Annotated in this window: 21 protein-coding genes and 1 riboswitch; of the genes, 6 read left to right on the top strand and 15 right to left on the bottom strand. The window is 56.0% G+C overall.

Annotated features, from left to right (window positions below; all coding sequences use genetic code 11):
• Positions 1 to 329: 329 nt before the first annotated feature.
• From BMW31_RS06880 to BMW31_RS06870, 3 genes are read right to left on the bottom strand one after another with little or no spacing between them, the layout of a single operon-like run.
• The gene (locus BMW31_RS06880; protein ID WP_091823095.1) at positions 330 to 1,091 is read right to left on the bottom strand and encodes an MBL fold metallo-hydrolase; all 762 of its coding nucleotides are present in this window, start codon (positions 1,089 to 1,091) and stop codon (positions 330 to 332) included.
• Positions 1,092 to 1,108: 17 nt separating this feature from the next.
• A complete protein-coding gene (murB, locus tag BMW31_RS06875; protein ID WP_091823092.1) occupies positions 1,109 to 2,134 on the bottom strand; it encodes a UDP-N-acetylmuramate dehydrogenase in 1,026 nt (341 codons plus the stop codon).
• A gap of 12 nt (positions 2,135 to 2,146) precedes the next feature.
• Positions 2,147 to 3,001: a DUF4348 domain-containing protein gene (locus BMW31_RS06870; RefSeq protein ID WP_091823089.1), complete on the bottom strand. Its 855-nt coding sequence runs from the start codon at positions 2,999 to 3,001 to the stop codon at positions 2,147 to 2,149.
• A gap of 123 nt (positions 3,002 to 3,124) precedes the next feature.
• On the opposite strand from BMW31_RS06870, the gene pheS reads away from it, so the two are divergent.
• Positions 3,125 to 4,162 (top strand): phenylalanine--tRNA ligase subunit alpha, encoded by a 1,038-nt coding sequence (pheS, locus tag BMW31_RS06865; RefSeq protein WP_091823086.1) that lies wholly within the window; start codon positions 3,125 to 3,127, stop codon positions 4,160 to 4,162.
• A gap of 48 nt (positions 4,163 to 4,210) precedes the next feature.
• Positions 4,211 to 4,705, top strand: a complete 495-nt coding sequence (locus tag BMW31_RS06860) for a GNAT family N-acetyltransferase (RefSeq protein WP_091823083.1) — start codon at positions 4,211 to 4,213, stop codon at positions 4,703 to 4,705.
• Positions 4,706 to 5,146: 441 nt separating this feature from the next.
• Here BMW31_RS06860 and BMW31_RS06855 read toward each other — a convergent pair whose 3' ends face one another.
• The 5 genes from BMW31_RS06855 to BMW31_RS06835 are packed head-to-tail and all read right to left on the bottom strand — an operon-like array spanning position 5,147 to position 10,956.
• Entirely contained in the window at positions 5,147 to 5,662 is a 516-nt protein-coding gene (locus tag BMW31_RS06855) for a cob(I)yrinic acid a,c-diamide adenosyltransferase (RefSeq protein WP_091823080.1), read from the bottom strand.
• A gap of 3 nt (positions 5,663 to 5,665) precedes the next feature.
• On the bottom strand, positions 5,666 to 6,679 hold the full coding sequence (locus BMW31_RS06850; RefSeq protein WP_091823076.1) for an iron ABC transporter permease: 1,014 nt from the start codon (positions 6,677 to 6,679) through the stop codon (positions 5,666 to 5,668).
• Positions 6,680 to 7,822 carry an ABC transporter substrate-binding protein gene (locus BMW31_RS06845; protein ID WP_091823072.1) on the bottom strand — a complete coding sequence of 381 codons (1,143 nt, stop codon included), beginning with the start codon at positions 7,820 to 7,822 and terminating at the stop codon, positions 6,680 to 6,682.
• Between the two features lie 3 nt (positions 7,823 to 7,825).
• On the bottom strand, positions 7,826 to 8,935 hold the full coding sequence (locus tag BMW31_RS06840) for a YncE family protein (protein ID WP_091823069.1): 1,110 nt from the start codon (positions 8,933 to 8,935) through the stop codon (positions 7,826 to 7,828).
• Positions 8,936 to 8,976: 41 nt separating this feature from the next.
• A complete protein-coding gene (locus BMW31_RS06835; RefSeq protein WP_091823066.1) occupies positions 8,977 to 10,956 on the bottom strand; it encodes a TonB-dependent receptor plug domain-containing protein in 1,980 nt (659 codons plus the stop codon).
• 47 nt (positions 10,957 to 11,003) lie between these two features.
• A riboswitch (cobalamin riboswitch) is annotated at positions 11,004 to 11,186 on the bottom strand.
• Between the two features lie 403 nt (positions 11,187 to 11,589).
• Here BMW31_RS06835 and BMW31_RS06830 point away from each other — a divergent pair.
• Positions 11,590 to 13,053 (top strand): SLC13 family permease, encoded by a 1,464-nt coding sequence (locus BMW31_RS06830; RefSeq protein WP_091823062.1) that lies wholly within the window; start codon positions 11,590 to 11,592, stop codon positions 13,051 to 13,053.
• A 90-nt stretch (positions 13,054 to 13,143) separates the two neighbouring features.
• Here BMW31_RS06830 and BMW31_RS06825 read toward each other — a convergent pair whose 3' ends face one another.
• From BMW31_RS06825 to BMW31_RS06800, 5 genes are all read right to left on the bottom strand, one after another.
• Positions 13,144 to 13,794 (bottom strand): ABC transporter ATP-binding protein, encoded by a 651-nt coding sequence (locus tag BMW31_RS06825; protein ID WP_143049167.1) that lies wholly within the window; start codon positions 13,792 to 13,794, stop codon positions 13,144 to 13,146.
• A gap of 5 nt (positions 13,795 to 13,799) precedes the next feature.
• Positions 13,800 to 14,732, bottom strand: coding sequence for a hypothetical protein (locus BMW31_RS06820; protein ID WP_143049166.1), 933 nt, complete (start codon positions 14,730 to 14,732; stop codon positions 13,800 to 13,802).
• A 140-nt stretch (positions 14,733 to 14,872) separates the two neighbouring features.
• Positions 14,873 to 15,790, bottom strand: a complete 918-nt coding sequence (locus BMW31_RS06815; RefSeq protein WP_091823052.1) for an endonuclease/exonuclease/phosphatase family protein — start codon at positions 15,788 to 15,790, stop codon at positions 14,873 to 14,875.
• 490 nt (positions 15,791 to 16,280) lie between these two features.
• Positions 16,281 to 17,096 (bottom strand): ion transporter, encoded by an 816-nt coding sequence (locus tag BMW31_RS06810; RefSeq protein ID WP_091823049.1) that lies wholly within the window; start codon positions 17,094 to 17,096, stop codon positions 16,281 to 16,283.
• A 489-nt stretch (positions 17,097 to 17,585) separates the two neighbouring features.
• On the bottom strand, positions 17,586 to 20,330 hold the full coding sequence (locus tag BMW31_RS06800) for an alpha/beta hydrolase family protein (protein WP_091823042.1): 2,745 nt from the start codon (positions 20,328 to 20,330) through the stop codon (positions 17,586 to 17,588).
• 118 nt (positions 20,331 to 20,448) lie between these two features.
• Here BMW31_RS06800 and BMW31_RS06795 point away from each other — a divergent pair, with 118 nt between their 5' ends.
• Complete coding sequence (locus BMW31_RS06795) at positions 20,449 to 21,810, top strand: aldo/keto reductase (RefSeq protein WP_091823038.1); 1,362 nt, start codon at positions 20,449 to 20,451, stop codon at positions 21,808 to 21,810.
• On the opposite strand, the gene coaW is transcribed toward BMW31_RS06795, so the two are convergent.
• The gene (coaW, locus tag BMW31_RS06790; RefSeq protein WP_177166286.1) at positions 21,807 to 22,643 is read right to left on the bottom strand and encodes a type II pantothenate kinase; all 837 of its coding nucleotides are present in this window, start codon (positions 22,641 to 22,643) and stop codon (positions 21,807 to 21,809) included. The two genes, BMW31_RS06795 and coaW, sit on opposite strands and share 4 nt — an antisense overlap.
• A 96-nt stretch (positions 22,644 to 22,739) precedes the next feature.
• Here coaW and BMW31_RS06785 point away from each other — a divergent pair, with 96 nt between their 5' ends.
• Entirely contained in the window at positions 22,740 to 23,144 is a 405-nt protein-coding gene (locus BMW31_RS06785) for a (deoxy)nucleoside triphosphate pyrophosphohydrolase (RefSeq protein WP_091823034.1), read from the top strand.
• Positions 23,145 to 23,159: 15 nt separating this feature from the next.
• On the opposite strand, the gene BMW31_RS06780 is transcribed toward BMW31_RS06785, so the two are convergent.
• Positions 23,160 to 23,828: a B3/B4 domain-containing protein gene (locus BMW31_RS06780; protein ID WP_410524432.1), complete on the bottom strand. Its 669-nt coding sequence runs from the start codon at positions 23,826 to 23,828 to the stop codon at positions 23,160 to 23,162.
• 176 nt (positions 23,829 to 24,004) lie between these two features.
• Between BMW31_RS06780 and ligA the strand changes: the two genes are divergently transcribed.
• Positions 24,005 to 26,017 carry an NAD-dependent DNA ligase LigA gene (ligA, locus tag BMW31_RS06775; protein ID WP_091823031.1) on the top strand — a complete coding sequence of 671 codons (2,013 nt, stop codon included), beginning with the start codon at positions 24,005 to 24,007 and terminating at the stop codon, positions 26,015 to 26,017.
• The last annotated feature ends 386 nt before the right edge of the window (positions 26,018 to 26,403 follow it).

Below are 26,403 nucleotides of genomic sequence, written 5' to 3'. Positions count from 1 at the left end.
AGCTTCAAGAGGCTTGAACCATAGCTCCAGTACGGCCACGGCAGAACTCCCGCCGGCAGAGGGATTTAGAGCAGAGGCGGAGAAAGCCGCTCTGAAGGCTTGCGAACTCGAGTTCCGGAGCCCTTGGCCGTTGACTTACGGGCATAAGAAAAGGAGTACCGCCGTACTCCAACCTTGTTAACCTTAAATCTAATACTATGAAAAACACGTTGCAAAGATAAGAATAAATCTCGTTATTTACAAGCATTTTGTTCTTTTAAAGCCGTTTTTATAACATTATTTAGTAAAAACTGGCGTTTTAGTTCCGATTTGTCAGTTATGCTGATTCTTTACACCTCGATGGTTAACCCGTCGTAGGCAAACTCCATTCCGTCAGGCAGCAGCCTGTTGACCTCGGCATGGAAGCCTATCTGGTGGGTCATGTGCACAAAGTAGGTGCGGCGGGCGCCTATCCGTTCGGCAAACTTCACGGCGTCGGGTACGAGCATGTGCGAGTGGTGGGGCTTCTCCCACCGCAGCGCATTAACCACCAGCGTCTCCACGCCCCGCAGGTACTTGTACTCCGCGGGGGCTATGGTCTTCATGTCGGTGATATAGGCCAGCGAGCCGAAACGGTAGCCCAGGATGGGCAGCCAGTCGTGCATCACCTCAATGGGCGTGATGTCTATATCGCCCAGATGCAGCTGCTGATGGGGCGTAATGGTGTGGAGCTTGAGCAGCGGAACGCCGGGATAGAGCTTCTCTGTGAAGCAATAAGGCATCGTCTGCTTCAGTCCGCGCACCGTGCTCGCATTGGCGTAGATGTTTATATCGCCGAAGATGCAGAACGGCCGCAGGTCGTCTATGCCCGCCACGTGGTCGTAATGGATGTGTGTAAGCAGCACGCCGTCAAGCTGACGGAACGGGAGCGGCAGCAACTGCTGGCGAATATCGGGACCGCAGTCTATGAGCAGCCGCGTTGTATCGCTTTCGAGCAACGCCGCCGTGCGCAATCGTCTGTCGCGTGGGTCGGTACTACGGCACACCTCGCAGCTGCATCCCAGCGACGGAACGCCGCCCGACGTACCTGTACCCAAGAAAGTAAGCCTCATGTTCTTCTCCTTTCCATTTACCTGATGTTTACTTCGGGATGGATTTCGATGCCGAATTTGCTGAAAACATCCCGCCTCACGGCCTCGCACAACTGTACGATTTCCTGCCCCGTGGCCCCGCCCCGGTTAACCAGAACCAATGCCTGGCGGTCGTGCACGCCTGCGCGGCCCAGGCTTCTGCCCTTCCATCCGCACTGGTCTATCATCCATCCGGCGGGTATCTTCTCGTGGTCGGCGTCGACGGTGTAGTGCGGCAGGCCCGGGAAACGGGCTTCCAGCTCCTCGTACTTGGCCCGCGAAACAACGGGATTCATAAAAAAGCTGCCGGCGTTTCCTTCCTTTTCCGGGTCGGGCAGCTTGGCTCTGCGTATCTCGATGATGGTTTCGCGCAGCTCGCGGGCAGTGGGATGGCCGATTTGCTTTTCGGCCAGCCGCGCCCTGATGTTGCCGTAATCCAGGCGGGGTGCAAACGTGCGCGAAAGCTGATAGGTAACATGCGTAATGAGGAACCTGTCCTTCCATTCGCGCTTGAACCTGCTCTGGCGGTAGCTGTAGGCGCAGTCGGCATTGCTGAAGGTAAGAACGCGGCCCGTGGTTATCTCCACCGCTTCGACGTGGTGTATGATGTCGCAGGCCTCGGCACCATAAGCGCCGATGTTCTGAACGGCCGAGGCTCCCACCTCTCCCGGTATGAGCGAGAGGTTCTCGGCACCATAAAGGCCGTGGGTAACGGCAAACTCCACCACGTCATCAAACGTAGTGCCGGCCCAGCACCTAAGAAGTACCTGGCCGGAGGCCGAAGGCTGTGTCAGGATTTCGGCCTCGAAGCGGTTCTGGGGAGTGATGACGGTGCCTTGATAGTCGCCTGTGAGCAGCAGATTGCTGCCCTGCCCGATGATGAGCAGCGGCCGGTCGGCTTCAGTGAGCATGCCGACAAGCTGCACGGCCTCATGGGTCGAGGCATATTCCAGAAATCTCCGGCACTTGGCGTCGATGCCGAACGTGTTGTGTTTGAGTAGATTATAGTCGTAGCGTTCTATCATTCCGTTGCCCCGTCAGCCATTGAAACTCATCAGTTTCCATCGTCCCTGGCGCTTACGGAACACCAGTTCCTCCTCCTGTCCGTTGGCAATGCCGCGAATAACGAATATCTTCTGGCTGCTCTGCTGGTATTCCTGGCCGTAGATGATGTTGTAGATGATGCCCGAGGGGATGAGTCCCGGCTTGAACGACGGCCACTGTTCGGGAGCCATGGAGCCCTCAATCTGGCGGAACTCGTCGTCAGGGTCGGTGGTGGTGAACTGCACCAGGTCGTTCATACTTTCCACCTGGAAAGCACTGTCGGTAGAGAAACGCTCGTAGAAGCGCCAGAACGAGGCGTTCTGATTTTCATACATGGGCTTGAAATTGAGCGAAGTGAGCATCCACTGGCCGTTCACCCGGTTGAAGAGATACTGCTTCACGCGCTTCTGACTGAAGTATATCTTCTCCACCACCACGTGGTTCACGGCGGTGTCCTTCATCAAGTTCATCTGCTTGCGGTTATCGAAAATGAGGGTATAGTAGCCCTGGTTCATGAAGAAATGGTCAATCTTCCACTCCTTCTGGGCAATATGGCTGCTCACCTTGCCGTCCATGTAGACGGGCAACGGATAGCGGATGCGGCTGCGCTGCAGCTTTCTGTTGCCGCAGAAGTTGAAGAAGAAGTCGTCAAAAAGCTCGTCGGCAGCCTTGGGCATGGGCGTTTGTTCGATGATGGTTTCCATCGTATCCTCCACAACCGAGTCCACCCGGCCGGTGTCTACGGCCACGCTGTCGGCTGCGGGCTTCTTGTCTGTACAACCGGTTGTGGTATAGCTGATGGCCGTACACGCCACCAGAAAGAGTATAAAGAAAGCTCCCTTTTTCATATCACATTTCTTCTATGAACCATAAAGACTCTCAAATTGCTGCAAAAATACAACTTTATTTCGATATCTTCTTGGTTTTAGCATAAAAATGTTACCTTTGCAGGTAAATTGTAACAAACGACTATGATACTTGATAGAATAGACGAACTGCTCAAGGAAGTAAGTGAACTCTCCGCACAGAATGCCGAAGAGGTTGAGAAACTGCGGCTGAAGTACCTCAGCAAGAAAGGAGAAATAAACGCGCTGATGGCCGATTTCCGCAACATTGCAGCCGACCAGAAGAAGACGGTGGGCATGAAAATAAACGAACTCAAGCAAACCGCGATAGCTAAAATTAACGAACTCAGGGAGCAAGCCGAAACTGCAGACGCCGAAAACGACGACTTGGACCTCACGCGCACGCCCTACCCCATCCGTCTGGGCACACGTCACCCGCTCACAATCGTCAAGAACGACATCATCAACATCTTCTCCCGCATGGGCTTCACCTTAGCAGAAGGACCCGAGGTGGACGACGATTTGCACGTATTTACTAAGCTCAACTTCGCTGCCGACCATCCTGCACGCGACATGCAGGACACGTTCTTCGTTGAGATGAACCCCAACGACGTAACCAAGAACATCCTGCTGCGCTCCCACACCAGCAACGACCAGAGCCACTACATGGAGACCCACCAGCCCCCCATACGCGTTATCTGCCCGGGGCGGGTGTACCGCAACGAGGCCATCAGCGCCCGCGCCCACTGCTTCTTCCATCAGGTAGAGGGCCTGTACGTTGACAAGGGCGTGAGCTTTACCGACCTCAAGCAGGTGCTCCTCACGTTTGCACGCGAGATGTTCGGCCCCGATACCAAGATAAGACTGCGCCCCAGCTACTTCCCCTTCACAGAACCCAGCGCCGAGATGGACATCTCCTGCAACATCTGCGGCGGCAAGGGATGCGGCTTCTGCAAGCATACCGGCTGGGTGGAGATACTGGGCTGCGGCATGGTAGACCCCAACGTACTCGAAGCCTGCGGCATAGACAGCAGCGTGTACAGCGGCTACGCCTTCGGAATGGGCGTGGAACGCATCACCAACCTCAAGTATCGCGTGAGCGACCTGCGCATGTTCTCCGAGAACGACTGCCGCTTCCTGCGCGAGTTCGAATCAGCTTATTAAGTCCCGAAACTTCACTCCCGCAGTGCGGGAGACAAACCGTTAACGCCCATGTCACTGTCCATACGCCCCGCAACCACGGCCGATACCGACCGCATCATGACCATCATCGACGCTGCCCGGCAGATTATGCGCTCTGCGGGCAACCCGGACCAGTGGCCCGAAGGCAAGCCCTCGCGCGACCAGATACTGGCCGACATCGACTGTGGCGCCAGCTACGTGTGCGAGGAAGACGGCCGCGTGGTGGCTACTTTCGCATTTGTGAAAGGCCCCGACCCTACCTACAAGACCATCTACAACGGCCGTTGGGCCGACGATGAGCAGCCTTACTACATCATCCACCGCGTGGCCAGCACGCCCGAGAGCCACGGCGTGTTCCGCGCCATGATGGATTTCTGCTTCACCCGCACCCGCAACATCCGCATCGACACCCATGCCGACAACCGCATCATGCAGCATCTCATCACCTCCTACGGCTTCACCTACTGCGGCATCATCCACCTGCTCAACGGCGAGGAGCGGCTTGCTTACCAGCGAATCATCTGAAACGGCAGCGCCGGAGCTACGGAACGGCGTGCCTGTTTGTCCTGATTTTATGCCAGAAAACGGTGTAGCCGTTTCGTACGAAATAGCCTCCAAATAGCCTGTTCCGATGCCCGGAAAAGGCAGAAAGCCACGGCCGGCCACCCCGAAGCATAGCTCCAGGGTTGCCGAAGGATAGCTTCAAGACTGCTGAAAGGCAGCTCCAAGCCGAAGGAAAATGAGCTTTTGATGGCCCGAAAGGCAGCTTTCGGGCGCCCGGAAAACGGAAGAAAAACACAAAATGCTGATAACCAGCGAAATAAAAGAAGCCCTATTTTCGCGTATTTGCAGCCAACTGGCTGCTTCGTTACGAATACGCGAAACTACAGAAGGTGTTTGTCAAAATTAATCGCAGCCCCATACGGACAGCACGAACACCCGCGGCAGGGTTGCTTCCAGCTCCGCTCACGGCCGTGCGGCGGTATCTTCGGAAAGTCCGATGGCCAGTGCAAAGAGATAGTCCGACAGTCTGTTCATGAACTGCATCACGTCAGCAGCCAGCGGATAGCGTTCGTTCACGGCCCACAGCCGCCTTTCGGCCGTTCGCGCCTTGGCACGGGCAACGTGGACCAAGGCCTCCTCGCGGCTCTCACCCGGCAGCATGAAACAGAAGCGGTTGCCTGTTGCCAGCCGGTCGGTTTCGGCCTCCAGCCGGCTGCACATGCCTCGTAAGCCATCCGGTTCGCCCTTGCCCGATGCCGCAACGTGGGTCATCACGGCCATCAGCAATTGCTGGATGGCTTTTAACAGACTGCAGGTTTCTTCGTTTCCGGACAGCGACGCCCGCACCAGACCTATCAGGGCGTTCAGTTCATCTATCTCTCCGTTGGCCTCGATGCGCAGGTCGAGCTTGCTCACCCGGCTTCCGCCGGGGAGGCCGGTGGTGCCTCCGTCGCCCGATTTAGTGTATATCTTGTTCATTGTTCAGTGTGTTTTGCGTGCGATAACGTAAATGATGACCGGGGCTCCGATAATCGGCGTCACGGCGTTCAGGGGTATGATGCCGTTCTCGCGGGGCAGGTAGCAAACCATGTTGCACAGCAGCGCCACGGCTGCACCCATGAGGAGCGTGGCCGGCAGCAGCTGTCGGTGGTTTTCGGTGGTAAGCAGCAGGCGCGCCATGTGGGGCACGGCAAGGCCAATGAAGGCCACGGGACCGCAGAAAGCCGTGGTTACCGCGGTGAGAATACCCGTTACCACGAGCAGCCGGTTGCGTACGCTCACGATGTTGATGCCGAGGTTTTCGGCGTACTGTTCGCCCAGCAGCAGCGCATTGAGCGGCTTGATGAGCAGCGCCGAGGCCACGATACCCGCTCCGGTAACGGCCGCGAAGACCGGCATCTGCTGCAGCGACACGCCACCGAAGTTGCCCATTCCCCACACCAGGTAGCTCTTCACGCCCTCTTGGGTGGCGAAGAAGTTGAGCAGAGAGATAACGGAATTGGAGATGTAGCCTGTCATGATGCCGATGATAAGCAGCATGACGCTGTTGCGGACGATGGTTGAAAAAAGGAAGATAACGGCCGTAACCGCCATTGCTCCTGCAAAGGCGGCCAGCAGAATGGCTGCATAGCCGCTCAGAGTGAGGCTCCCGGCCGTCACGCTGCCGCCCATGAGCAGCATGACCAACGCCACTCCGAGGCCTGCTCCGCTGCTGATGCCGAAGATGCCGGGGCCTGCCAGCGGGTTGCGGAAGGCCGTTTGCAGCATCAGTCCGCTAACGGCCAGGGCCGCTCCGCACAGGGTCGCAGTGAGCGCCTGCGGCAACCGAGACTCCAGGATGATGAACTTCCAGCTGGCTCTCTCGGCTTCATGCCCCGTGAGGATATGCCAGATGTCGGCTGCGGGAATATCAACCGAGCCGGCCATCAGGTTCAGCACGAACAGCATAGCTATCGCCAGCCCCAATCCGATACAGTATCTTACGCCTTTGTTCATTCAGAGTTTCCGGTAATAACGCAGTCCGCCCAGGTCGGTTCCGGGGTGGAGAAGCTGGATAAAGTCGCGCAGCAGATAGTCGGGACGGAAGCTCGTCTCCTCAAAGTAGGGCGTAACGGTGCAGTTGCACTCGTAGATTTCGCCCGTGCGGAAGGCCTTCATGCTCTCGTATCCGTGGTATTCGGCCAGCAAATCGGCACGGGTCATCGGCTTTTCTCCATTGAATTTGAAAGCCCACACATCGGTGTTGCCGGCCTCATCGAGCACCTGCTCGAAAGGCAGAGGCAGCGAGCCGCTGTGGCGGTCGGCACTGAAGGCGTAGCGGCCGTTGGCGTCGGCAATCAGCAAACCTATGGAGCTGCGGCCGCCGGGACAGTACCACACGCTGCCGGTCTTGCGCTCCGTCAGGACAGAACGCCCCTTGGGCAGTCGCGCGGCCACGGCTTTCAGGCTGTTGTAGGTGCTGTCAACGATGTTGAAAAGCGAGTCGGCCTGCCGTTCCTTGCCGTAGAGCATGCCGTAGAACTTCATCCATTCGGCCCTTCCCAGGGCCGAGGTCTCCATGTAGTCGGCCGCTTCGATGAGTGGAATCCCTGTCTTTTCCAGCTTGCCATAGCCTCCGCTGTTCTCAAAAGGCGAAAGCAGAAGGGCATCGGCACGCAGGTCTATTATCTTTTCTGTCATGGGTGCAAGGCCTTCGCCGCAGTCAACAATGGGACGGGCAGAGGCAGGCGAGGCGGAAAGGGCAGCTCTACGCTGCACATCGGGGATAAGGATGTACTTCAAATCGCATACGCCCGCAATAGCATCCTGCGCTCCGAGGTAATACAGCAGCTGGCAGTGGGCCGTGCTGAAGACCACGCTCCGCTCCACCGGTGTACGCACCACGGTGCCCTGCGGCAGGCCATCGGGCAGCTTGTCTTGCTTGGGTACCAGGATGTAAGTGTGCAGCGTGCGGCCCGGTTTCCACGGGTCGGCCAGCTCCACCTTAATATATCCCGGGTATTTAACTGCCGAGATGTGCTCTGCATAACGAAAGGCAACGGTATCGCCCCCATCCTGCGAGACGGCTGAAGAACCGCCGCCGCAGGATGAGAGCCACACGACTGTGCACAGGAAGAAAAGAGCAAGCTGCCTGTTCATCGCTTACTTACCGAGTTGCTGATGCACGTTGAATACCAGTGTGCCCGGGTTAACACCGATGGTGTAATCAGCCACGGACGTACCATCGGCCTTGTAGCGATAGAGTCTGCCGTCGGTCGTGTAGCTGGCATAGCCAGTATCGGGGTCTTTAGACAAGGAGGTGATGAACACCTCGCCCGTTGTGGGGTCAACGTTTATGGCATACGGGCTGAAGATTTCGGTGCCCGCGATGAACGTATTGGTGTCTTTCTCCTTCAAATCGTAGACCTGATAGGTTGCCGGAGAGCCGTAGGGGGCATTCACGAGATAGATTTTGCCGTTGCCGATGGCCATCATCGTGGCCTCAGCTATCTCCGTTACCTTGTCGCTGTTGTCCGGTTCAATCTTCTGCACACATGCCTTCACAGCGCCATAGTTGCCGGAGCTAAGCACGTAAAGGTCTCTTCCGGAGGCCAGTATCTGCGTAGGATTGAGTGTAACTGAAATCTCCGACACCTTTGCCAGTGTCTTCGCATCGAGCTTAACCACCGTTGTGAGGTAGTAGTTGGGGTCTGTGTACGCCTTGGAAGCATCGGCCGAGTTGCACACATACACGTAGCCGCCGCTCACGGCGATGCCTTCGAGATGCGAGCCTATAACCTCCGAGGTTCTTGCCACTTCGTGGGTGCTGGCATCTATGCGTGTTACCTGTCCGGTCCAGGATGAAACGTAGACCGATTCTCCGTCGGTGCAGGCCTCGCGGGGAGACTGAACCGAAACGGGAGTTTCGGCTTTGAAGGTAGATGTATTCACAATCTCTACCCGGTTCTCATCACTTGCAACGATGTAGATGTTCTGTCCGCACACCACTCCACTGTTGGGAGTACCGCCCAGCGAGCGGCCGTTGGCCGTGCTGAACACGTTGTGGGAAACTGTTCCTGATTTGTAATTGAGGAAATCGAGCGAGCCATCAATCTTGCTGAAATAGCTTCCCTCGTTGATTACAAACACGCCATCGGCCATGCTCTCATAGTGGGGAACCGGTCCGGGGCCGTCGTTATCATCATCTCCACATGCTGTAAAAAGCAGTGCTCCCATAGCAAGGAGCATCAAACTTGATAAATACTTCTTCATTTCTTATTACATTTAGTTATTGAACTTTTATATTTCTATGGTCAGAGTTCTATCGTAAGGCTCACCCGCCACGACCTTCCGGGCATGGGATAGTGGGCTACGATGTCGTACTGTTTATTGGTTACGTTCAGCAGCGAGGCCCGGGCGGTGAGCTTGGTGGCGCCAACGGCGAACGTGCGATAGGCGCTCATGTGCATCTCTCCGTAGCCTGCCATGCGCGTTCCGGCGGCATGCTCGTTGGTTGTCCACCGCTCGCTCAGGGCGTCGATGGTACAACTCATGTTGAGCCAGGGGTTCAGCCACGTGAGCGTAGCGCTGCAGGTATGCTCCGGGGTGTAGGTTATCTGGTTGCCGTAGTTGGCCGACTGTCGGTTTGTCCGGTTCCCGGCGCGCTGCCAGCTGTAGTTTCCCGTCCATTCGAGAGTGTGCTCCAGGCCCGCTGTCCACCGCACGTTGGCCGTTACATCCATGCCATGCGTGCTCACCTTGGCAAGGTTCATCATGCGCCATACGAACATATTGAACGGGATAGCGATGATTTTGTCCTTCACCTTATTAATATAAGCGTCGGCAGTTGCCTCAAGGGTCACGGCCTGAAGCTCCTTCCGGTAGGTCAGCCCCACATTCCACTGGCTCGTATTTTCCGGCTTCAGCGTGGCCGCACCTATGTGGAAGTAGTACAACTCGTTGAAGGTAGGCATGCGGAAGATGCTCTTCCAGAAAGCCCGCAGATAGAGATTTTCGCTCGTCAGCAGCCTGTACGAGGCGCTTACCGAGGGCGACAGCCTGTGCGCATTGCTGCTGGCGGCCCCCACTTCCACCCGTTCCAGGTAGTTGCTCCACAGCAGCCGACCCGTAAGCGTGAACCTCCCGGTGTGTACCTTGGCCGCTGCCGACTGCAGCAACGAGTGCCGCGAGGGCTTGCTGTAGTAGGTCTGCGAGCTGTTGAGCCGGTTGAGAAAGTAGTCGGCCGAGTAGTCCAGCGCCAGCCACGGGCAGGGGCTATACATCAGGGCGGCCGTAGTATAGCACTCGCTCTGGTTGTATTCAGCATCTGTCAGTGAGCTTCCGGGCGTGCCGTTGTGGTAATCGGACTGCGCCCAGTTAACCTTTGCGCCCAGCATCAGCCACCACCGCTCGGCCAGTCTGGTGCGAAAGCCCAGCTGACCGAAGGCATTACGCTCGTGCAGAGTCTCGTCATTGGCGTGTGTATAGAGGTGAACGATGCCCGGTAGCTCGCGGTTATTGTCGTAATAGTACAGCTTGCAGCTGAGCGTTGCACGCGGGTTGATTTGCCAGTTCACGTTACCTTCGGCGTGCCCGGCATTCATCATGCTGTTTGTTCGATGTTCGCGCGTAACCAGCCTCACGTTGTAGAGCCTGAAGGGATAGTCGTTGTCGGAATGCAGAAACTCTCCCTGAACCGACAATGCCACCCTGTCCGTGATGCTCCGGCCGTAGTAGAACGACGGCGCCACGGTGTTCCACGCCCCGTAGGTGAGGCGCCCTTTGACGTGCGGACGGTGGTTCTGCGTGGGCGGCAACATGTTCTCTATGGCCAGATAGGCAGCAGCGGCGTTGGTGCGGGCGGGTACGAAGATGTTGTCACCATCGCCTATGACCAGCTGCAGGTTGCGGACATTGTCGAGCGAGTAGCGCGAGAGGTCAATCTCTCCTGTCTGGCAGTCGCTCAGAGCCATACCGTCGTAAATCACGGAGGTATGCCTCGAGCCTATGCCTCGTACCGATACGGTCTTCATACCGCCCGCTCCACCGTAGTCTCGCAGCGTTATTCCGGCCATGTGGTTCAGCGCTTCGGCCATGGTCTGCACGCCCAGCAGCTCCATCTTCTCTGCCGATATCAACTGCAGGGGAACCGCCGAAGTGATGTTGCTGCCGGCTTTTGCCGACACCACCTCCACGCCCTCCAGCTCATGCACCTGGCGGGTAATCGTGTCGTTCTGCGCATACGCATTCAGAGCCAGCGCCGATACAACCACTGTAAAGATGGTTTTGCCCATTGTCGTTGATACTATTGTCCCACTTGTCCTTCTTCCTCGAAAAGGGCAAGTATATGAATGGCAACGGCAGGTCTTCTGACTTGAGACTCAAGTATGAACGCCTTCCCATCCAAGAGGATAGTGGCTTGTGTTCATCTCCATAAAGAGCCCTTTACAGCTGCGGGACAGTTCAGGCCTTGCACCTGATTCCCTTTTAATCAATCGCATGAACCTATTGCGATGCAAAGATAATGTAAATCCCCCGAAAAAGCAAATTTATTTATATCTTTACGCTGCTTCGCTTCCGTCATTGCACACCGGACGCCGCTCCGCAGGCACTTGGCAGGGAGTCGTTCTGCCGTTACCCTGGTAACAAAAAACAGCCGGCGGGGGTGCCGGCAGCCACTTTCGGGAACTTTCGACAGGTGTCGCACGATTGTGTGACACTTGTCGTATGATCGTGCGACACCTGTCGAAAGTTCCCGAAGCACGTCTCCGGCACTCCCAATCGTCGGTTCCTTGGGGCCGGGAACCCGCTGCAGGCACCGTATGTGCACCCCAATGATTAATTTATCTTATTTTCTTTTCTGCATTGTTCGGTTTTTGTTATATTTGCATTCCGAAAATCTAACTCAACAAAAAACAACAAATACCATGTCGGAAGAAAATCCAAATCAACTCAACAATCACATTGAGATGAAGAAAGTATGGGAACTCATCGCCATTGTGATTATCACCGCCGTCATCTGGAACTTGCCAACAGCTTTCTTTGGCATCGACGGTCTCACCGTAGTTCAGCAGCGCGTAATCGCCATCTTCGTGTTTGCCACCCTCTCGTGGCTCACCGAAGCCATCCCGTCGTGGGCCACTTCGCTGGCCATCATCACCATTATGTGCCTCACCATCTCCAACAACGCGATCGTGTTTTTTAAGGGTGAAGGCGAGCAGTTCGGCGAGTTGCTGGCCTCGAAGGATATCATGGCCACCTTTGCCAATCCCGTTATCATGCTCTTCCTGGGCGGTTTCATCCTGGCCATAGCGGCCACCAAGTCGGGTCTCGACGTGCTGCTGGCCAAGAACCTCATCCGTCCGTTCGGCCATAAGAGCGAGAACGTGCTGCTGGGTTTCCTGCTCATCACGGGTGTCTTTTCCATGTTCGTGAGCAATACGGCCACAGCAGCCATGATGCTCACCTTCCTCACGCCCGTCTTTGCAGCGCTGCCGGCCAACGGCAAGGGGCGCATAGCGCTCACCATGAGCATTCCCGTGGCTGCCAACATCGGCGGTATGGCCACCCCCATCGGCACTCCGCCCAACGCCATTGCCCTGCAGGCGCTCAACCAACAGCTGGGTATGAACGTCAGCTTCGGCCAGTGGATGGCCGTCATGTTCCCCCTCGTTGTGCTTATACTGTTCCTCAGCTGGCGCATTATCCTGCATTTCTTCCCCTTTACCCAGAAAACCATCGAGCTCAAGATTGAGGGCGAGATAGCCCACGGATGGCGTATGTGGGTGGTATCGGGAACCTTCGTGGTTACTATTCTCATGTGGCTCTTCGACCGGGTCACCCATGTTGACGCCAACACCGTGGCCATGATACCCATGGGAGTGTTCGCCCTGACCGGCGTTATCACCGGTAAAGACTTGCAGAAGATAGACTGGTCGGTCATCTGGATGGTGGCCGGAGGCTTTGCCTTGGGCTTAGGCATGAACGGATCGGGGCTGGCCGACCGCGCCATTGAGAGCATCCCGTTCGGCCAGTTCTCGCCAGTGGCCATCCTGCTCATATCGGGCGTCATCTGTTACTTCCTCAGTAACTTCATCAGCAACACCGCTACGGCAGCCCTGCTGGTGCCCATCCTGGCCGTTGTCTGTACCGGCATGGGTGACAAGCTCGGCTCCATCGGCGGCACCTCTACCGTCATCATCGGCATTGCCCTTGCTGCTTCCAGCGCCATGTGCCTGCCTATCTCCACGCCTCCCAATGCCATTGCCTACTCCACCGGACTGGTCAAGCAGAACGACATGCTCAAGGTAGGCCTCACGGTGGGCATCATCAGCATGGTCTTAGGCTACGGTCTGCTCTACTTCATCGGCAAGATAGGCTTCTTTGCCTGATGATGAAAGGCTGAAAAAGATTATGAATACGGGAGCCGGGTGGTTTGTTCCATCCCGGCTCCCGTTGGTTTCGGCTACCCGTATTCAGGCTTACAGGCTCTGAATACGGGTAATTTCGGCTTCTATCTCGGTTGTCGACTCCGTCTTGAACGTTCGTGCTATCCGGCCTCGATGCAGGTAATAAATCTCATCGCAGACATCTGTGAGCGAAGAGATGATATGGGATGAGAGGACAAGTAGCTTGCCTTCAGCCTTCATTTGCAGCATCCACTTCTTCAGCAGGATGCAACCGGAAAGGTCCAGGCCGTTAAACGGCTCGTCAAGGATGTAGATGTCGTTATGCTGCAACATGAGAATAAAGAGCATCAACCGCTTCTTCATGCCCATAGAATACTGGCTGGGATACTTCTGCAGCGGCAACCGGAACTGGCGGTTCAGCTCTTCTATGGCCTCATTGCCAACGGTCAGGCCTCTTGCCCGCAAGCTGAAATCCACAAACTCACGCCCTGTTACCATGGGATAGAAGTAGGGCGTGTCGCTGAGATAGCCGATGAGCGAGCCCGGCTCCTGCGAAACAGCGCCCTCGTAAGGCTCCAATCCCGTCATGCAACGGAACAGGGTGCTCTTTCCGGCGCCGTTTTCGCCCATGATACCGTATATCTTTCCCGGCCCGAAAACAATGCTCACATCCGCCAGAACGGTCAGTTTGCCGTAGCGTTTGGTGATATTCGACAGTTCCATATTGCTCAATTAAAAATGTTCTGTGTACTGGTTTTGGCTTGCAGAAGCAACACCACAATGATGAAAAGCTGAACTGCAAGCATCCCGTGCCATAGCAGCGCGCCGCAACCGACAAGGAACAGGAACCACAGAACCAGCCACTGAAGTACCAACAGGCTTGCAGCAGTAAACCTTAATAGGTACGCTTGCAGCAGAAACAGGCTGCACGCAAGCCACCCGACCACTATATCAAGCACGCCGCCCACAGTCCGCGAGGCCATGAAGAACACGACTCCGAAAGGCAGAAGCAACACAACGGCATTCAGGAAGGAATACTTTGCGTTGAGCAACACCATGCGGCGGAAGCCCGGATAGAAGAGAAGATGAGGCCGATGCAGCTCCTGAAAAAGGAAATTGCCCAGCAGGAAGACAAACAGCAAGGTGCTTACCAGGGCCAGGTTCATGTTGTTGTAACAGATGCCTACGGCCGCCACTGCCACCAAAAGCACGTAAGGCAGAAGCAGCACCCGCAGACTGCCGAGGTAGAAAACGCTGCCTTTGAGCAGCAGCGGGTGCGTGGGAACGCGAAAATCTACGTGAGCAGCCGGCAGCCACACAAGCAGCAAGGGCGCAAGAGCACAGCCCGCCGCATCTTTCAGCCGGCCCAGCAGCACGGCCTCCATAAAGAACGGCAGGGCTATGAGGCTGTAGTCTGTCAGCAAAACCAACCTGTCGCGGCCTCGGGTCAGGATGTTCAGCATCGCCCTGTCGCCTCTCGAAAAGTGCGTAAAGGCAACGATGCAGGCCGCCACAGCGGCCAGAGAGCCCTCGGGCAGATAGGAGAAAAGATACGCCAGGCCCGCAGCAAGAAGGATAACCAAGGCGGCAAACGGGGCTCCCAACTCGCGCAAGAAGTTGGAAACCATACGAAACCTCAATCTGATAACTGCTTTGTTCATTCTTTCTGTTTGTGAGCAGGACTCGCGGAGGGAGTTCCCCGCATCCGTATTTGCGCGCAGCAGCCGGCTCTGCCCTACCCTTTGCCGTTGCTGCAAGACGCAAGACGGGCCGCAGCGGCAACGGTAGAGGACTGCAAATGCTACTTACGATACCTGAGTTTGACAAAGACCGGATAGTGATCCGACGGCGTGCGGAGCTCCCACCGGCGGAAGCCAATCTCCTGCGGAGCATCCTTCCCCTTTACTTCCGGGCTGCCTGAAACGGGCTTCCAGTACATGTTGGTGAGGATGCCGTAGTGCTCCACCTCGAACTGGGGCGAGACGAAGATGTGGTCAATGCGGCTGTCGGACTTCAGCGAGGGCCTGAAAGCGTTGAACGTTCCGTTCTCAGCAAAGCGCTGGCGGGCGTGAACGTAGCTGTCCTTGAGCAGTCCCGACTGCACGAAAACCTGAAAGATATCGTCGTTCTGGTCTACATTGAAGTCGCCTACCACCACAACCGGCCGCGTGCCGGCCAGCTCCCTTATCTTCTGCACAATGAGTTTGGCCGACTCCCTGCGGGCCACCACGCCCACATGGTCCATGTGGAGGGCGAAGAAAAAGAACCTGAGCTTGGTGCTGCGGTCCTTGAATTCGCCCCACGTACAAATGCGCACGCAGGCTGCATCCCACCCAAGGGCAGGCTTGTCAGGCGTCTCGTTGAGCCAGAAGTGGCCGCTATGGAGCAGTCGGAGCTTGTCTTTCTTGTAGAAAATGGCCGAATATTCGCCCGCTTCACGGCCGTCGTCGCGCCCCACACCGAGGTAACTGTACCCGGTACAGCGGCGCAGCATGTCGTGCAACTGCCCCACCACCACCTCCTCGGCACCGAAGATATCGGGGCTCTCGAAGTTAATCTGGTCGCACACAACCTGCTGCCGCACGCTCCATCCGTTACCTTCAAGCTCGTCGTCGTTGCTGGCATTGTTCCTGATGTTGTAGGTTCCCACGTACAGCTGCTGTGCACTCGCGGCGAGGGCGAACAGCAGCACGAGGGCTAAAGTAAAACGTCTCTTCATCTGATAACAGTATTGACAGTTGTTTAGTTGGTGCAGCAAAATTACAAAAAAATATCGGTTCGGCTGCATTTGGCGGTGGGTAATTGCGTGATGGCAGGGCAGCAGCAAGCCCGCAGGCGGAAAGAAAGCGGCGGTTTTGTCCTGATTTTATGCCTGAAATGAGTGCAGTATTTCCGGCCGAAACAGCAAGCAAGAGGCCCGTTTCCGCCCTCCGCCGGGCCCGGAAACCGCCATCGGTCCGGCTGAAGCATAGCTCCGGGCGCCCCGAAGGATAGCTTCAAGCCTGCCGAAGCATAGCTCCGGCGAGGCGGAAAACATGCTCCGGCAACCCCGAACGACAGCTCCGAGGCGCCCGGAAAATGTAAGGAAAACACAAACTGCTGATAACCAGCCGATTAAAGACAGTCCTATTTTAGCGTATTTGCAGCCGGGCGGCCGGTTGATTGCAAATACGCAAAACCACAGCAGGTATTTGTCAAGATATCTGCCATCAGAGTTTCTCGCCGCAATGGGAGCAATAACGGTCCTTTGCATCTACCTTTCCGTCGCAGCGGGGGCAACGTCCGTTCTCCACGCGGCGGTTGGTCTCGTCGATGAAAGTGGCCGACACAATGCCTGTGGGCACGGCTATGATGGTGTAGCCCAGCAGCATGACAAAGGCCGAGAGCAGCCGCCCAAGGAGCGTAACGGGCGTAATGTCGCCGTAGCCCACGGTGGTCATGGTTACGATAGCCCAGTAGATGGACGTGCCGATGTCGGTAAACTGGGAGCCGGGCACGCCGTTCTCAATGATGAACATAAGCGTGCCGATGCACGTAACGAGTATGAGCACGAAGAGAAAGTAGACCAGTATCTTGCGCAGACTCCTGCGGATGGACTGCAGGAGGATGTAACCCTCGTTGATGAAGTTGAACAGGCGGAAGATACGGAAGATGCGGATGAAGCGAAAGGAGCGCAGCATGAGCATGTAACGGGCACCGGGAAAGAAAGCCGAAAGATAGGGCGGCAGGATGGCCAGCAGGTCGATGACGCCGAAGAAGCTCATGGCGTACTCCCGCTTGTTGGGCGAGCAATAGAGCCGGGCGATGTACTCGATGGTGAAGAGGAAGGTGAGCACGAACTCCATAACCTCCAAGATGAGCTTGTAGGTGTGGGCTATGTGCTGGATGCTCTCGATAAAGGAGACCACGAGACTAAGCATGATGGCCACGATGAGGGCGATGTCGAATTTCTTGCCGGCCTTGGTGTCGGACTCAAAGATGATGCTGTACAGCCTCTCTTTCTCTAACCACGATGGTTTTGTCATTGTTTGCGGGTGCTTGGTTGGTATGCGGGCGTAAAAATACGAAATATATGTGAAAGAACAAAAGGCCCGTAGGAAGAATTTGGGAAACAAAGTCTGAAAGGCTCCCAACAAGTGCTAATTAAACACAAAGAACGCAAGTTTTCACATTATTTTAATACATCAGACTTGATGCACATCAATTTTTTCGCTATATTTGCAATGTTAGGGTGCGCGGGAACTGCAATTCGCGTAATCCTGAAACGGAAAGCCCACGGGCTTCTGGTAAAGCTACATATTAATCATTTAATCTTTACAACTATGGCAGTAAGTAGAATTAAAGAAGAGGTCTATCAGGACTTAGCTGCCTACCAAGCAAGTAGCAGCGACCAGACCGAACTCGTATCCATGCTGGGTGGCGAGGTTTGGTACGAATAGTACCTACATCCGAACCCATTATTTAAACTATCAAGAGGGTATGCACCACCACCGGCGGGCATACCCTCTTTACATTCAGTCGGCATGCTCGAACCCGAAGTACTGCCCCTTGAGCAGTGTCGGGATGCCGTTCTTCATCCAGGCAGGCTGCGGCGCGCCCTTGAGCTCATAGTCGAAGAACTGCTGCAGGCGCACCGACAGGTCCTTGCAGTTGCGGCGCTCCTTGAGGTTGTGGGCCTCGTTGTTGTACTCCAGCAGCCATGCCGGCTTGCCCAGGCGGCGCAAACCCATGAAAAGCTCGATGCCCTGGTACCAGGGCACGGCGCCGTCGGCATCGTTGTGCATGATGAGGACGGGCGTTTCGACCTGCGGAAGTTTGAAGAGTGCCGAGTTTGAAAGGTACAGCTCGGGGGCCTGCCACAGGTTGCGGCCGATGCGGCTCTGGCCCTGTTCGTACTGCCCCTGCCTGCTCTGTCCGCTCTCCCAGCGAATGCCGCCGAAGGCACTCGTCATGTTCGATACCGGTGCTCCTGCCCCGGCAGCCTTGAACATGTTGGTGCGGGTGATGAGATAGGCCACCTGATAGCCTCCCCAGCTTTGTCCCTGAATGGCCATGTTGGCCTTATCGACCCACGGATTGCGGGCCAGCGCCTCGGCTCCACTTACCACGCAGTTGTACGCCGACTCGCCTGGAAGGCCGGCGGTGTACACAATGTCGGGCACAAAACACAGGTAGCCGCGGCTCGTGAAGAACGAGATATTGATGATGGAACGGCTGGGGGCCGGTGCAATATAGCTGTACAGACTCTCCGAACGCTTCTCATAAAAGTAAATCATCACGGGGTATTTCTTCGTTGGGTCAAAGTTCTCGGGCTTGTAGAGCAGTCCGTCGAGCCGCTTGCCATCAAAGGCCGTCCAGTGTACCAGCTCCACCGAGCCCCAGTTGTAGTCCTTTTGCTGGGGATTGATGGCCGAGAGTTGCTGCTGCGTCTTGAAGCTGTTGCGCGTCAGGTAGATGTCGTTGGAGTGCTGGAAGTTGCCCCGCAGATAGGCATAAACGCGGGCATCGTGGGCCTTGATGATGTTCAGGTAGCTCCATCCCTCGAGCGTGCAGCGGCGCAGGTTGCCGCCGGTGGTGGTCAGGGCGAGGCCGTTGCGCTTGCTCACATTGTCGAAGACGGAGATCAGCATCTCCTCGCCGGGAGCGATGGTGGGGTCGTCGTCGGCCTCTTTCGTGCTGATATAACGGTACGTCAGGCTGTCTCTGCGGCCCTCGCCTCTGGTCAGGCAAACGGCTTTTGCACCGTTAACGGGCAGACGCCACACGTCGTAGCGGTCGTAGACAATGATGTCGGCGTCGCCTGCTGTCCATCCCGCCAGGCCGTAAGGCTCCTTGAGCATGGGGTGGTCGTCGTCTTCATTCCAGAAGTTTACGCCCGTCTGGGTGCCAAGTTCACGCGTAGAGGAGGTTGTGGAGTCAAAGACTTTCCACACGGAAGCCTTCATGTCGAAATATGCCACATAGCGGGCAGAGGGCGAGGCGCTAACTTGGCTTACCACGCCTTCCGTTACCAGCTGCCGTGCCCCGGTGCTGAGGTCAATCAGGTTGACGCGTTCGGGTATCTGGTAGTTCCACTGCGTTTCCACCATCCGTTCCGTGCGGTCGACCGACAGGGCCTTGGGAGCGTTGCCGCGGTTGATGAGCCGGATGTCGTCGAACATGGAAGTGGTGAGGGGTTTGAGCTCTCCGTCGCGGTAAACGGCCAGGCACGTCTGCCTTTGCAGCTGTTTCAGGTTCACCTTCATGGCCGGTGGGAGCATGGGTTCGTTATAGGTCCACAGGTCAAGTTGTGCCGTCTCGAAGTCGTACTTGGTGGTATCGTCGGGCGCAATGAGCGGTGCCACGCCGGCAAAGATGCGCTTGCCGTCGCGGCTGAAGGACGGTGCGGCATACTCGTTGATGCCCCATCCCTTGGGCAGATTGCCTATGCGGACGGAGTCGACCAGTCTTTCGGCCTTGCCGTTCATGGTGTAACGGTAGAGTGCACAGTGCTTGTTGCCGGTCTTCATGGTGTCGGCAGAGGCAAGATACAGCATCTGCGAGCCCTGCTCATTGAAGGAGGGCAGCGCGTAGAAGGCCAGCGTGTCGCCCACGAGTGCCGACTCATGGCGGGCTATGTCGTAGGTTCCGAGCAGCATCTTGTTCTTCTGCTCCTTGCGGGTGTAGGCCACCACGCTGCCCGTGCGGTCCATGTCATAGGCATCAACGTGGCGTAACGTGTCCGTGCGGCCGGTGAGAAACTCGTAAACCAGCAAGGGCCGGCCCACGTCTTTCTTCTTCCGCTCCTTCTTGGGGATAAGGGTCGTGTCGCTGCTCATAAAGGCCACGGCCCTTGTAGCATACTTGCCGAGCTTGTAGGAGGGAACGGAGGCAAACTTGTTCACCTTCCATGTCCGCAAGTTAAGGATGGCCAGGGAATCCTGCGGCAGGTCGTCGTCCTTCTTTTTCTTGATTTTCGCCTTCCTCGTCTGCTCGTAGAGCGGCTTCAACTGGCAGACAACGAACTGCTCGCCGCTTACAATCTGTTGCCTGTAACCGCGCGGCAGGCGGAGCTGTCGGCCGTTTTTGTTGTTGCGAATAACGAGCACGCCGTCGCCTTCCTGTGGGTTTTCCTGCCATGTCTGGATGTTTCCGCTGCGCGAAATCGTGGCATTCTGCACGCTCTGCCAGCCGTCGTAAACGGAGTGGTCGAGTGGTTTTTTCTGCGCATGTAATGGGAATGACAACGCCAAAAGCGCGAGAATAGAGATTGTTTTCATGTGATGTTTGTGTTGTAAACTGACACAAAGGTACAATAAAAATTAGAAATTCCGCGCAAATATACTTGGCATGATGGTTTTTTATTATATTTGCGATTGAAAACTAAACATCAACATTATGGACGAAAACAAGAGATTAAACAGGAGAGAGTTCATCAAGAAGCTGGGCGTAGGTTCCGCTTCGGCCATGGCCATGATGGCTCTTGACCCCCTCAAGGTAATTGCCGGTCCGATGGAAGACGGCAAAGCGCCCCGCCAGTCGGCCCACAACAACATGACTTACAGGGTGAACCGCCACACCGGAGACAAGGTGAGCCTGCTCGGTTACGGCATGATGCGCCTGCCGATGAAGGCCGGACAGATTGACCAAGAGCTGGTGAATAAGGAAGTGGACTATGCCATTGCCCACGGAGTGAACTACTTTGACACGGCTCCCGTTTATTGCGGAGGCAAGAGCGAGGCCGCTACAGGCATTGCGCTGCACCGCTATCCGCGCGAGAAATACCTCGTTGCAACGAAGATGTCGAACCAAAATCAAAGGCTCTGGGACATTGACAAGGCCAAGGAAATGTACCACAACTCGTTCAAGAACCTGCAAGTTGACCACATAGATTATTACCTCATGCACGCTGTAGGTGGCGGCGGGATTGAGAACTTGAAGCATCGCTTCATCGAAAACGGCCTGCTCGACTTCCTCGTTGAGGAGCGCAAGGCAGGCAGAATACGCAACCTGGGTTTCTCCTACCACGGCGACGTGGCCGTGTTCGACTGGTTGCTGGACCACAACGACAAGTATCAATTCGACTTCGTACAGATAGAACTCAACTATGTTGACTGGCGTCATGCCTCGCTCTCCAAAGAAGATGCCGACGCGGAGTATCTCTACAACAAATGCGAAAAGCTGGGAATACAGAACGTGGTGATGGAACCGCTGCTCGGAAGCCGGCTGGCCAAGCTTCCTGCCGAGCTCGCCCAACAACTCACAAGCCAACGACCAGGCAAGAGCGTTGCCTCTTGGGCGTTCAGATGGGTTGGCACTCTGCCCAACATTCTCGTTGCACTCAGCGGCATGACGTACATGGAACACTTGGAAGATAACGTCAAGACATTCTCTCCTCTCGACCCTTGTACGGAGGCGGAAAAGGCTCTGCTGGCCAAGATAGCCGACTCGCTGGCAGGCTATCCCACCATTCCCTGCACCGCATGCCGCTACTGCATGCCCTGTCCTTACGGTGTGCATATACCCGAAAACTTTGCTTATTACAACGAAGCAGTGAACTCCCACGTGCTTCCTCTGCCCGATAAAAACGCTCCCGACTACGCAGAGCGCCGCCGGGAGTTTGTCAATGGTTTCCGCAAAGCCATAGAAGAGAGCGGCCGGGCCGACCAGTGTATGGACTGCGAGGCATGCTTGCCGAAGTGTCCTCAGCAGATACGGATACCCGTACAGATGGCTCGGCTGGTGGAACTGACCCGTTAAACCGACTTGCGGTTATTGAGATAGTAGAGCGCCGCACCAATAGCAGTGCAGAATTCGCTGTACTTCGGAATGATGAAACGTACCTTGTAGAGTTTTTCCATGGCCGGAAAAACCTCCTTGCACTGCGGCAGCAGGGTCAGGTTTCCGATGAGTACATACTCGCGGATGCCTGTTCCCAGAGCCGAGAGGATGGTGCTCGAGCCGATGGTTTGCAGCACTGTGGTGATGATTCCCAGCGCAATATCCTCGCGTGAAGCATTACTCTTGGCGTTTCCGAACAAGCTGGCAGTGGCTGTCTTGGGAAGTCCGGGCAGCGGATTGGGGCTGATGTCGCCGATGCGGACATCGATATTGGAGATGTCGCCCTGCATGGCAAGCGTGGTGATGGTCTTTACATCGTCGGTTTTGAGCATGATGCGGGCAAGCCCCATCAGCGTACCGCCTCCCACGCCGATACCTCCGATGTGGCGTATATTGTTGCCGTTACACTGCACGAGCGATGTACCGGTGCCCATGCTCACCACAATCATGTCTTCCAGTTCGGTTTCATAACGGGCTCCCAAACCGTCGGCTATAAACTCCTCGGCCTTTGCCGTGGGCAGTCCATAGATGGGTGCGTCGATGTAAGCGGCACCTACGCCGGTTATCATCACCTGCTCTATGTCCTCCAGCTTCACCTTATTGTCATACAGATACTTGCCGAAAGCACCGTAGAGCGATGTTACCGGGTCGGTAGCCTTGATGCGGATGGGCGATACCACCTTGCCTTCTTCGTTGATACCAACAATCTTGGTGGTGCTGATACCTACGTCTATACCTATTATAATACTCACGTCAACACAGAATTATAGAATAAATAATAAAAAAGAAGATTACGAGAAGCAAAGATACTATATTTTTTGTATATTCGCACCATTAATGATTGATTTATGGAAAAAAACGCTTTTGGCCACGAACCGGTGAGAGTCGTGGCAGCCATTGTGAAAGACGGAGACCGATACTTGTGCATGCAGAGATGCCGGTCGCACGAATCCTATAATTCCGAACGATGGGAGTTCCCCGGCGGAAAGGTTGAAACAGGTGAATGCGACTACGCTACCCTCATTCGCGAAATCAAGGAAGAGATGGACTGGGACATCTTTGTAGGCCGCCCCATCGGCACGGTCGAGCACCAGTATCCCGACTTCCGGATTGCGCTCACGGGCTATCTGTGCCGCAAAGGTGACGGCGACTTCAAGCTGCTGGAGCACCTGGATGCCAAATGGCTCACCCGGGCAGAGATGGAAAAGCTGAACTGGACCGACGCCGACCGCAAGCTCCTGCAGCTCATCTGACGACCGCCGGCTCTTTTACCTGTACACGAAATAGCTGCCGCCACTGCTCTGGCAGTATCTCCTAACAAGCTCCAAGATGTACTCGGCATTGGCTCTTACGTTCTGCTCGTTGCCGTCGTAACCATTGATGAGCACCACCAAGTGCGTGGTCTCGAGGCTTATCTTGGTGCGCTCATGGTCGGATGTGGGTGTGCCTACGCCTCCCTCGCCGTCCCGATACACCGGCAGGCCGGCAATGTTTATCATTCCCCGTCCGATGCCTTCATAGGGTTCGCTCTCCCGGCCGATGCCCAGCGTGAGCTTGCTGCCCACGAATTTGTCAGCATCAAAGCCTCCGATGCTGTAGCCGAACTTGATACTGGCCAGGTTAACGAGGTCTACGAGCGTGTCTATTTGGTACAGTTGCTTACCCTGCAGCATGCGCCTGATAAGCGCCTCCGATGCCGGACGATAGCGCGACGGATCCTTGCCGCACGCCCGGTACACCCTGCGCGTGGCCTCGATACCGGGCATCAGCTTCAGCGTTTCGGTGGTCAGCTCGCTGCGATATTGTTCTCCGAGCCGGCCTATCTCCTGCCACAGCCCTTCCGAATACTCGCTGTTCACCACGCGGGCCTCAACACACGCGCCCACAAAGCCCGGGCACACGCTCTCTATCTCATCCGATACAGTTACCTCTATCATTCTTTTCTTGCTTTAAAAAGTCCGCAACAACACACCTCATTTCTGCCTGCGGACACGGCAAAGTTAGAAAATTTATTCCATCCTACCCGCTTTTATGCACCTTTTTTGTTATTTTTGCAAGCATAACAGATAAAAACCAAAACCGTTGCCCGCGCAGGGCAGCATCATTAAAGACTATGGACAAAATCACACTGATGCAGCAACTGGTCGACAAACTCAACCAGGCATCGCAAGCCTACTATAATGGCAGGGGCGAACTCATGAGCGACCACGAGTGGGACTCGATGTTCGACCAGTTGAAACAACTTGAAGCAGAGACGGGCGAAGTGCTCCCCGACTCGCCTACCAACAAGGTTTCGGAAGACAACTTGGCCGGACAGAAGGAGCAGCACGAGTTTGCAGCCCTCTCGCTGGCCAAGACCAAGCTGCCGGCCGACCTGGAGAAATGGGCCGAAATGCGCCCCGTGTGGCTCTCGTGGAAGCTCGACGGCCTCACCCTTGTAGTGACTTACGACAACGGCAGGCTAACCAAAGTGGTTACGCGCGGCAACGGCCACATCGGCACCAACATCACCCACCTGGCCGGAGCCATAGAGGGCATACTGCCGCAGATAGCCTACAGCGGCCACGTTGTCATCCGCGGCGAGGCCGTGATATCGTATGAAGACTTCGAACAGTTCAACATGGAGAGCGACGAAGAGTACGCCAACCCCCGTAACCTGGCCTCGGGCTCGCTCACGCTCAAGGACCCGCAGGAGGTGAAAGCGCGCCACATACACTGGATTCCGTTCACTCTGGTGCACACCGACGAGGACATCAGCTCCTGGGGTGCACGCATGCAGTGGCTCCGCAAGTTAGGTTTCGGCCCCGTGGAGCACGAACTTATCCGGCAACCTACACTGAACAACATCGAAGAAGTGATTGACCGCTGGACCCGAAAGGTAACCGACCGCGTGAACCCCTACCCCGTCGACGGCCTCGTCATTACCTACGACGACACCGCCTACGCCCAGACCGGCTCCGTAACCGGCCACCACGCCACGCGTGCGGGCTACGCTTTCAAGTGGCAAGACGAGAGTGCAGAGACCCGGCTCGACCACATCGAGTGGTCGTGCGCTGCCTCCACCATCTCGCCCGTGGCCGTGTTCGACCCCGTGGAGCTCGAAGGAACCACCGTGAAGCGGGCCTCGCTGTGCAACATCAGCGAGTGCCAACGGCTCGGCATCGGCGGTTCTGGCTCCGTGCTGCAGGTCATCAAGGCCAACAAAATCATCCCCAAAGTCATCCGGGTGAGCCAGGCCGTGGGCTCGTTCGAGATACCCGAGCACTGCCCCGTGTGCGGTTCGGCCACCAAAGTAAGTGTAAGCGGCGCCAGCGGAACGCGCACCTTGCACTGCACCAACGCCGCCTGCCCCGCCAAACAGCTCAAGAAATTCGCCCGATTCGTGTCGAAGGCGGGCATGGATGTTGACGGAATATCGGAACAGACCTTAGCCAAATTCATCAACCTGGGCTGGGTGAGCGACTATGCCGACATCTACCGGCTGCGCGACCACGCCACAGCCATGGCCTCGCTCGAGGGCTTTGGCGAGAAGTCTGTTGCCAACATCATGCGCTCCATCGAGGCTTCGCGCCAGGTGGAGGCACAACGGCTGCTCTACGCTCTCACCATTCCCATGTGCGGAGTGGATGTTTGCAAGCGCCTGCTCTCTGCCTACAAGCTGGCTGACCTCATCCGCGAAGCCCGCGAAACCTCCGACGAGGGCCACTTTGCCGTGATTTCGGGCATCGGACCGGAGAAGAGCGCGTCCTTCGTCCGCTGGTTCCACGACGAGCAGAACCAGCGAACGGTAGACCATCTGCTGCCCGAGTTGCACGTCATCCAGGCCGAAAGCAAACCCACCGGGGCACGGTGTGAGGGACTGACCTTCGTCATCACCGGCGACGTGCACCACTACAAGAACCGCAATGAGCTGAAAGCATACATCGAGAGTCAGGGCGGCAAGGTGACGGGAAGCGTGAGCAAATCGACCAACTACCTGATAAACAACGACGTGGCGTCCACCTCTACCAAGAACCAGAAGGCCCATCAGCTGGACATCCCCATTATTTCCGAAGACGAATTCATCGCCCGCTTCGCTTCTGCTGATGGCAACCCCGCACCCACGGAGCCTGATTTGTTCGATTAGAGAATGGCCAGCAGGAAAGCCGCTGCAGCAAAATTAACGCGCTGTTACTCTGTCTTAAATAATCAGCAACCAACCGACAAGGAGCATGCAGCAATGGTTCCTCCCCTTAGAAAGGGAAGGTTAGGAGGGGATGATTTCATAAGCTGCATTGCCAACTCATGCTATCAGGTCATCCCCTCCTCCGCCTCCCCTTTCCAAGGGGAGGATACCAGTTTGACTTTTTGCAAACTGTTACTTGCTCTTTCCCGCTAAGTAGCAAACCTGCTACAAACAAAAAACTACGCTGTTACCCTGTCTTAAATAATCAGCAACCAATCGGCAGGGGGCATGCAGCAGCGGTTCCTCCCCTTAGAAAGGGGAGGTTAGGAGGGGATGATTTCGTAAGC

The organism is Prevotella sp. kh1p2, assembly GCF_900111525.1.
Lineage (GTDB): Bacteria > Bacteroidota > Bacteroidia > Bacteroidales > Bacteroidaceae > Prevotella.
Note: the sequence above shows the minus strand (reverse complement) of the source record. Positions and strands in the feature narration are given on the sequence as shown.